10 protein-coding genes are annotated in these 6693 nt (G+C 64.8%); 6 read left to right on the plus strand and 4 right to left on the minus strand.

What is annotated here, in order from left to right; translation table 11 throughout:
• Positions 1 to 150: 150 nt before the first annotated feature.
• A complete protein-coding gene (locus AC1D00_RS20890; RefSeq protein WP_477011973.1) occupies positions 151 to 465 on the plus strand; it encodes a hypothetical protein in 315 nt (104 codons plus the stop codon).
• Between the two features lie 118 nt (positions 466 to 583).
• Positions 584 to 862 carry a twin-arginine translocation signal domain-containing protein gene (locus tag AC1D00_RS20895; protein ID WP_135178145.1) on the plus strand — a complete coding sequence of 93 codons (279 nt, stop codon included), beginning with the start codon at positions 584 to 586 and terminating at the stop codon, positions 860 to 862.
• A gap of 153 nt (positions 863 to 1015) precedes the next feature.
• Here the strand turns inward: AC1D00_RS20895 and AC1D00_RS20900 are convergent, their stop codons facing one another.
• From AC1D00_RS20900 to AC1D00_RS20910, 3 genes are all read right to left on the minus strand, one after another.
• Positions 1016 to 1258 carry a GCG_CRPN prefix-to-repeats domain-containing protein gene (locus AC1D00_RS20900; RefSeq protein WP_027549234.1) on the minus strand — a complete coding sequence of 81 codons (243 nt, stop codon included), beginning with the start codon at positions 1256 to 1258 and terminating at the stop codon, positions 1016 to 1018.
• 197 nt (positions 1259 to 1455) lie between these two features.
• A complete protein-coding gene (locus tag AC1D00_RS20905) occupies positions 1456 to 2463 on the minus strand; it encodes an alpha/beta fold hydrolase (RefSeq protein ID WP_477011971.1) in 1008 nt (335 codons plus the stop codon).
• A gap of 194 nt (positions 2464 to 2657) precedes the next feature.
• Positions 2658 to 3356: a metalloregulator ArsR/SmtB family transcription factor gene (locus AC1D00_RS20910; RefSeq protein WP_404557192.1), complete on the minus strand. Its 699-nt coding sequence runs from the start codon at positions 3354 to 3356 to the stop codon at positions 2658 to 2660.
• 263 nt (positions 3357 to 3619) lie between these two features.
• Between AC1D00_RS20910 and AC1D00_RS20915 the strand changes: the two genes are divergently transcribed.
• From AC1D00_RS20915 to AC1D00_RS20925, 3 genes are all read left to right on the plus strand, one after another.
• Positions 3620 to 3928: an NIPSNAP family protein gene (locus AC1D00_RS20915; protein ID WP_404557191.1), complete on the plus strand. Its 309-nt coding sequence runs from the start codon at positions 3620 to 3622 to the stop codon at positions 3926 to 3928.
• A gap of 28 nt (positions 3929 to 3956) precedes the next feature.
• A complete protein-coding gene (locus AC1D00_RS20920; protein ID WP_092192740.1) occupies positions 3957 to 4307 on the plus strand; it encodes an antibiotic biosynthesis monooxygenase family protein in 351 nt (116 codons plus the stop codon).
• Positions 4308 to 4379: 72 nt separating this feature from the next.
• Positions 4380 to 5189: an isocitrate lyase/PEP mutase family protein gene (locus tag AC1D00_RS20925; RefSeq protein WP_477011972.1), complete on the plus strand. Its 810-nt coding sequence runs from the start codon at positions 4380 to 4382 to the stop codon at positions 5187 to 5189.
• Positions 5190 to 5437: 248 nt separating this feature from the next.
• Here the strand turns inward: AC1D00_RS20925 and AC1D00_RS20930 are convergent, their stop codons facing one another.
• The gene (locus AC1D00_RS20930; RefSeq protein WP_167771420.1) at positions 5438 to 5854 is read right to left on the minus strand and encodes a hypothetical protein; all 417 of its coding nucleotides are present in this window, start codon (positions 5852 to 5854) and stop codon (positions 5438 to 5440) included.
• Positions 5855 to 6041: 187 nt separating this feature from the next.
• Between AC1D00_RS20930 and AC1D00_RS20935 the strand changes: the two genes are divergently transcribed.
• Entirely contained in the window at positions 6042 to 6683 is a 642-nt protein-coding gene (locus tag AC1D00_RS20935; protein ID WP_025576546.1) for a trimeric intracellular cation channel family protein, read from the plus strand.
• The last annotated feature ends 10 nt before the right edge of the window (positions 6684 to 6693 follow it).

Here is a 6693-nt window from a genome sequence, read left to right on the forward strand (position 1 = left end):
GGCCACAGGCAGGCGATCGCAGCGAGCCCCGTGATGATCCTGCGCATGGCCGTTCCTCCCTTATCGGCGCGACGGCATTGTCCGTCGCGCGGGCTTTTTGTTGCCGCCACTATAACCGTCTATGCTGTGGTCAAACAACAGGAGGAACACATGCCCGCAGCGTACTTCGTTGTCCGTRCCACCGTCACCGACGCGAGCAAGCGTGCCGCCTTCGACACATGGTATGAGACCGAGCATGTGCCCGATGCGGTGAAGGCGTTCGGCGTGAGCAAAGCCTGGCGCTTCTGGAGCCTCGACGATCCCTCGCTGCACCAGGCGATGTATCAGTTCGACGACGAGGCCAAGCTCGCGGCGATGCTGAGGGGTGACGCACTGAAAAAGCTCGTCGCCGATTTCAACCGCGACTGGCCCGAGGTGACGCGCACGCGCGAGACGCTAGTGCTGGCGCAGGAGTTTGAGAAGTAGGGCCACAGGCTCTCCTGTCACCTTTGCAACGAATCTGAACGCGCGATTCAGCCGCAGTTCATATCGCGGGCCCGACACTCGCTCGGCATCATCAACGCTTGCCCGAGAGGAAGACGTCATGGAACGCCGCAATTTTCTGAAACTCGCATTCGGTGCCGCGGCGGGAGCCGCCGCGTTCACCGCCGCCGCACAGGCCGCGCCGCTGGCGCCGCAGCCGCTCGGTGATCCCCGCATGCCGCAAGGCAACCCGGACGCTCGTCCCGCCGTCACCACCAGCGATGAAGCCGCACAGCTCAAGCCCGAACAGGTGCACTGGCACGGTCGTGGCCATCACTGGGGTTGGCGCCACAGGCACTGGGGCTGGCGCCACCGGCACTGGCATCGCCGCCACTGGTAAGTGCTCGGCAATCGAAATCCGGACGGGGATCGCGGTTCGCGGTCCCCGTTTTGATTCGGCGCTCCTGCCAGCCAACGTGCTGGAGGGCGCTCAAAAGAAAAAGGCCGCGCAGGCTTTCGCCGCGCGGCCATTTCGCCATGCGAAAATACGGGATCAGAACGGACGGCAGCGGCCGGCGTACCAGCGCAGGCCATAGGGGCACCCGCGCGGACGCACGACGACGACCGGCGCGGGGCGGGGCGCCACGACCACGACCGGCGGACGCCCGCCCATCGGACGGCAGTTGCCATAGCGGCCACGATACCAGCCGGGACCACAGCCCTCCGCGGCGCTGGCCGCCTCGCTGAAACCAACGACCGCGCTGGCGAGCATCACGGCGGCGAAGAGATATTTCATCTGATCTTCCTTCTCGTCCTTGGGGGAGATTCTTGGGACAGCGCGCTTGCGGCGCACAATGAATCAAAAGACACGATTCGACACGTTAAAATTTGGGGAGATACGTGCCGGCACGTCGCGATCCAAATCTGTCAATCATGACCTGAATGCGGCATGAACATCGCCCGCATCCTGCTCCAGGCGACACGCCGGCGTCGCTAGCGGCCGAGAAAGCCGAGCACCAGCTCCCGGTACTTCTCCGGCGCTTCCAGGAAGACGAGATGRCCGGTGTCGGGGATCACTTCGGCCCGCGCATTCGGCATCTTCGCGGCGAGCTCCTTCGCGAGCTCGGCGTTCTGTCCCATCTTCGCGCGCAGCGCCTCCGGTGCGTTCGGACGGCCCGGTGCGTTGTGGTCGTCGGCGCCCATGATGAACAGCGTCGGCTCGGAAACGAGCGCGACTTCATGCGCGACCGGCTCGCGATAGATCATCTGGCCGGAGCTGACGAAGGCGCGCAGCCAGCGCGGATAGTCGGGGCTGCCCTTGATGTTGAAGCGGGCGTCGATGAAGGGCGTGATCTGATCCGGCGGCAGCTTGATCGCGTAATTGGTCTGGAGCTGCTTGCGATAGCCCTCGGCCGTGAGCTTGTCTTCGCTCTCGATGATCTTCTCGGTCGGCGTCGGCGGCACGTAGAGGCGATAGTCTTCCAGCCCGATCGGCGCGGTCAGCACGAGATGGGCGACTCTATCGGGATAGGCGCGGGCGATGCGCACGCCCAGCATGCCGCCGAGCGAATGGGCGATGATCTCGGCCTTGTCGATCTTGAGATGGTCGAGCAGCGCGATGGTGTTGCGCGCCAGCGTGTCGAAATGCAGTTCGCCCGCCGGCTTGGAGGATTTGCCGAAGCCGATCTGGTCGGGCACCACGACGCGGAAACCGGCTTCGCTCAGCATCCTGATCACAGGCGCCCAGTAGCTCGACGGGAAATTGCGCCCGTGCAGCAGCACCACGGTGCTGCCGTTCGGCTGCTGAGGCGCGACGTCCATATAGGCCATGGCGAGCTGCTCGCCGTCGTTCACAACAGGCAGCAGGTGCACGGGATAGGGATAGGCAAAGCCTTCGAGCGCGATGCCGTAGGGTTCGCGCGGAGTGGTGTCGGCGGCGTGAGAGGCGAGAGGAGCGGCGAGAAGGGCGGCGGCAAGCGCGGCCGGGAGGAAGCGGTTCATGAAGATCTCGTAATTGGAGCCGTCATTCCGGGGCGCGCCGAAGACGCGAACCCGGAATCTCGAGGTTCCAGGTTCGATGCTTCGCATCGCCCGGAACGACACTGCGCTTAAAGCGATGGATGGCCGGGTCAAGCCCGGCCATGACGAGCACACGAATTCACACGCAAACGTGCGATCTCATGCGCCCGGCGTGATCAGTCCTTCCCGTTTCCGAACAGCGCCGCAAACTGCTTCTCGCCGGTGCGGGTGAAATTCACCACGCGGCTGCCGGGCGTGGCGTCGCGCGCGGCCCATTTCAGCTCGGTGAAGCGCTGCATCATGGTGGCGCCCAGCGTGCCGGCGAGATGGTGGCGCCGCTCGCTCCAGTCGAGGCAGGCCTTGCACACCGGCCGCCGCGGATGGGCGAGCATGTCGGGCGAGATCTGCAAATGTCTGGCGAGGAAGCGCTCGCCCTCGGCGGTCAGCTCGATGTCCTGCTTCTTCTGCTTGACCAGGTTTCTCTCGCGCATGGTGTCGAGCATCTGCACGCCGAGATCGCCGGCGAGATGATCGTAGCAGATGCGCGCGCGCCGCAGTGCCGGATCCTTCGGCCCGGTGCGCACGCGCATGTGGCCGGTGCGCGCGGCGAGCCCCGCGAGGCCTTCGAGCACGCCGGCAACGTCGTCGTCGGTGAGGCGGTAGTAGCGGTGGCGGCCCTGCTTCTCCGGCTCGACCAGCCCGCCGGCCTCGAGCTTGGCCAGGTGCGAGCTTGCGGTCTGCGGCGTGATGCCGGCCTCCTGCGCGAGCTCGCTCGCGGTTAGCGCGCGTCCGTTCATCAGCGCCGTGAGCATGTTGGCGCGGGCGGGGTCGCCGACCAGCGCGGCGACCATGGCGATGTCGGGTCCTGATTTCATGCTTCGATGGTAGCCGAAGCATTGCGGTCGGGCAAGCGCGTAGCGTGTTGCCACATCGTCGTTGCGAACGAATGACGAAGCAACATCGGAAGCCCGATCCTCACCCTGAGGAGCGCGCCCTTGCGCGCGTCTCGAAGGGCGAGGCCACCGGCGGGGCCTTCATCCTTCGAGACGCGCGTTCCGCGCTCCTCAGGATGAGGAGCTGACAACCTGGATTGCTTCGCTGCGCTCGCAATGACGATGTGGAAACACAGGAGCCTCACATGTCCGTCACCGTCTTCATCCGCTACCAGCTCGATCCGTTCAAGCGCGCGCAGTTCGAGGAATATTCAAAACGCTGGCTCACCATCATCCCGAAATGCGGCGGCGACCTGATCGGCTATTTCATGCCGCACGAGGGAACCAACAACATCGCCTTCGCGCTGATCACCTTCGAGAGCCTGGCCGCCTATGAGGCCTATCGCGCCCGGCTGCGCCAGGATGCGGAGGGCATGGCGAACTTCCATTTCGCCGAGGAACACAGGTTCATCCTCGCGGAAGAGCGCACCTTCCTGCGCAAGGTGGTATTGTAGGCCACGACACTGTCAGCAGGAGACGCCCATGATCGCCGTGATCTTCGAGGTCTGGCCCAAGCCCGAGCATCGCCAGACTTATTTCGACCTTGCAGCCGATCTGAAGCCGATCCTGCAAACCATCGACGGCTTCATCTCGGTCGAGCGCTTCGAGAGCCTGACCGAGAAGGGCAAGATCCTGTCGGTGTCGTTCTGGCGGGATGAGGCGGCCGTGCAGGCCTGGCGCAACACGATGGAGCACCGCCGCACCCAGGCCAGGGGCAGGGCACAGATCTTCGCCGACTATCGCCTGCGCATCGCCAGCGTCGTCAGGGACTACGGCATGAATGATCGCGACGAGGCGCCGAAAGACAGCCGCGCAGTACACGACGCACACTAGCGCGCTCCGGGCGCGCACTGGCGCTGCCCCGAATGCGTGCCTATGTCTGCGCGGCCAACAAGGGAGAGAAACATGCACGTCACGACCGCGGACAAGCGCGCAACCTTCAGGAAGATGCATGAGAGCGGCTGCTTCATTCTGCCCAATCCGGTCGATGTCGGCAGCGCCAAGGCGTTGCAGCATCTCGGTTTCAAGGCGATAGCGTCATCGAGCGCGGGCTTTGCATGGACCATCGGCAAGGCCGACAATCACGTCACCGTCGAGGACGTCTGTCAGCATCTGGCAGCATTGAGCTCGGCGGTCGACATTCCCGTGAATGCGGATTTCGAGGGCGGCTTTGCGGTCGAGCCCGACAAGGTCGCCGACAATGTCGAGCGCGGTGTTCGCACCGGCGTCGCCGGGCTGTCGATCGAGGATTCCACCGGTGACAAGGACAAGCCGCTCTACGATCGCGCGCTCGCGGTCGAGCGCATCAGGGCCTCGCGCAAGGCGATCGGCGACAGCGGCACGCTGCTGGTCGGCCGCTGCGAGGCATATCTGTGGGGCGTGACCGATCTCAAGCTCGTCATCGACCGGCTCACCGCCTACGCGGATGCCGGTGCCGACTGCCTCTACGCGCCGGGCCTGAAGAGCCGCGAGGACATCGCCGCGGTGGTGAAGGCGGTGCATCCAAAGCCGTTCAACCTCTTGATCGGCGGCTCCGGCCTGTCGTTGCAGGAGGCCGAAGATCTCGGCGTGCGCCGGATCAGCGTCGGCGGCTCGCTCGCCCGCGCCGCCTGGGGCGGCTTCATGCGCGCGGCAAAGGAGATGGCGGAGAAGGGCACGTTCACCGAGCTCGGCAGCGGCTATCCCGGCGGCGAGCTCAACAAGATGTTCAGCTAGAACATGATCCGGAAAAGTGTGCAGCGGTTTTCCGGAAGGATCATGCTCAAGCAATAGAGCCAAACGAAAAGCGACGGGATGTTGTGTCCCGCCGCTCGCTCGTCCTCTCGGTGTCATGCCCCGCCTTGTGCGCAATTGCGGACTGGGGCGGCGGCGGGGCATCCAGTACGCCGCAGCTTGTCTGTTCAACCACGACCGTCTCGGAGTACTGGATCGCCCGGTCGAGCCGGGCGATGACAGTTGTGGTCTTACTTCGCGCCGTCAGACGGAGCCTTCGTGCCGTCAGACGGAGCGGCCGGATCCGGCGCGGCCGGCTTGCTCGGCGCAGCCCCCGTGGTCACGCCCGGCGCGGCGTTGTTGCGCGGCGTCACGTCGCGCATGCCGGGAGGCGCCGCTGGATTGGTCGGCGGAGCCTGCTGGGCGGTCTTCGTCGCCGGCTCATTGCTCGCCTGGTTGCCCGTGGTCGTGTTGTTCAAGCCATAGAACACGGCGCCCAGCACCAGGGCGACAGCCACGGCAAACAGTGCGACCTTGCCGCTGGAGGCGGGGCCTTCGCCCAGCTCGGGGTCGGCCTGAAGGTCGGCATCCCGTCGCGCCGCACGGAGATACTCATCATCGGCGAGATTCGGGCGATACGGATCGTTGGGAAAACGCTCGTCAGCCATCGATTGGGTCTCCTCGATTATGGCGGCTGGACAACCCATAGATGCGAGATTCTGTTCCGCCCCTCTGATGCTTTCGTCGCATGTTGCCCCCGCGTCAGGAATCGGGAACCTGTTAATTCCGGATGAACCCTTGTTCATCCTGGAACCGCGGACGTAAGTTCCACGGCGGGAATAAGGGAACAAAGCGATGTGGAGCCTGCCGCCAAGCGATAGCGTGCTGCATCTTCTGGCGTTTGTTGCCTTGACGGCGCAGGGCATGACCGCGGCGCTAGCTGCGGGGCGGCGCAGCATGGACTATGTCGGTGTCTGCATGCTCGGCAGCATCACCGCGCTTGGCGGTGGCACGCTGCGCGACCTGTTCCTCGGTCACTATCCGCTGGCCTGGGTTGCGAACCCGATCTATCTCGTGCTTCCCGGCGCTGCCGCGCTGCTGACCATCTTGGTCGCGCGCCTCGTGCACCGGCTTCAGTTCGCCTTCATCGTGCTCGATGCCATCGGCCTCGTCGTCTTCACCATGACCGGCTGCGACATCGCCTGGCAGATGGATGTCTCGCTGCCGATCGTCATCGTCTCGGGCATGGTGACGGGCTGCGCCGGCGGCGTGTTGCGCGACGTGCTCTGCAACGACGTGCCGCTCTTGTTTCGCTCCGAGCTCTACGCCAGCGTCTCGGTCGTGACCGGCCTGTTCTATGCGACCGCCTTCGGCCTCAGCATCAACGCCGAACTCTGGACGATCTTGACCTTCATCCTCGGCATCAGCTTCCGCCTGCTCGCGGTGCGCTACAAATGGGAGATGCCGAAATTCGTGTTCACGGGGGATGAGCGGTAGCTCCATCCAC

It is taken from the genome of Bradyrhizobium sp. P2_E8, from assembly GCF_056403875.1.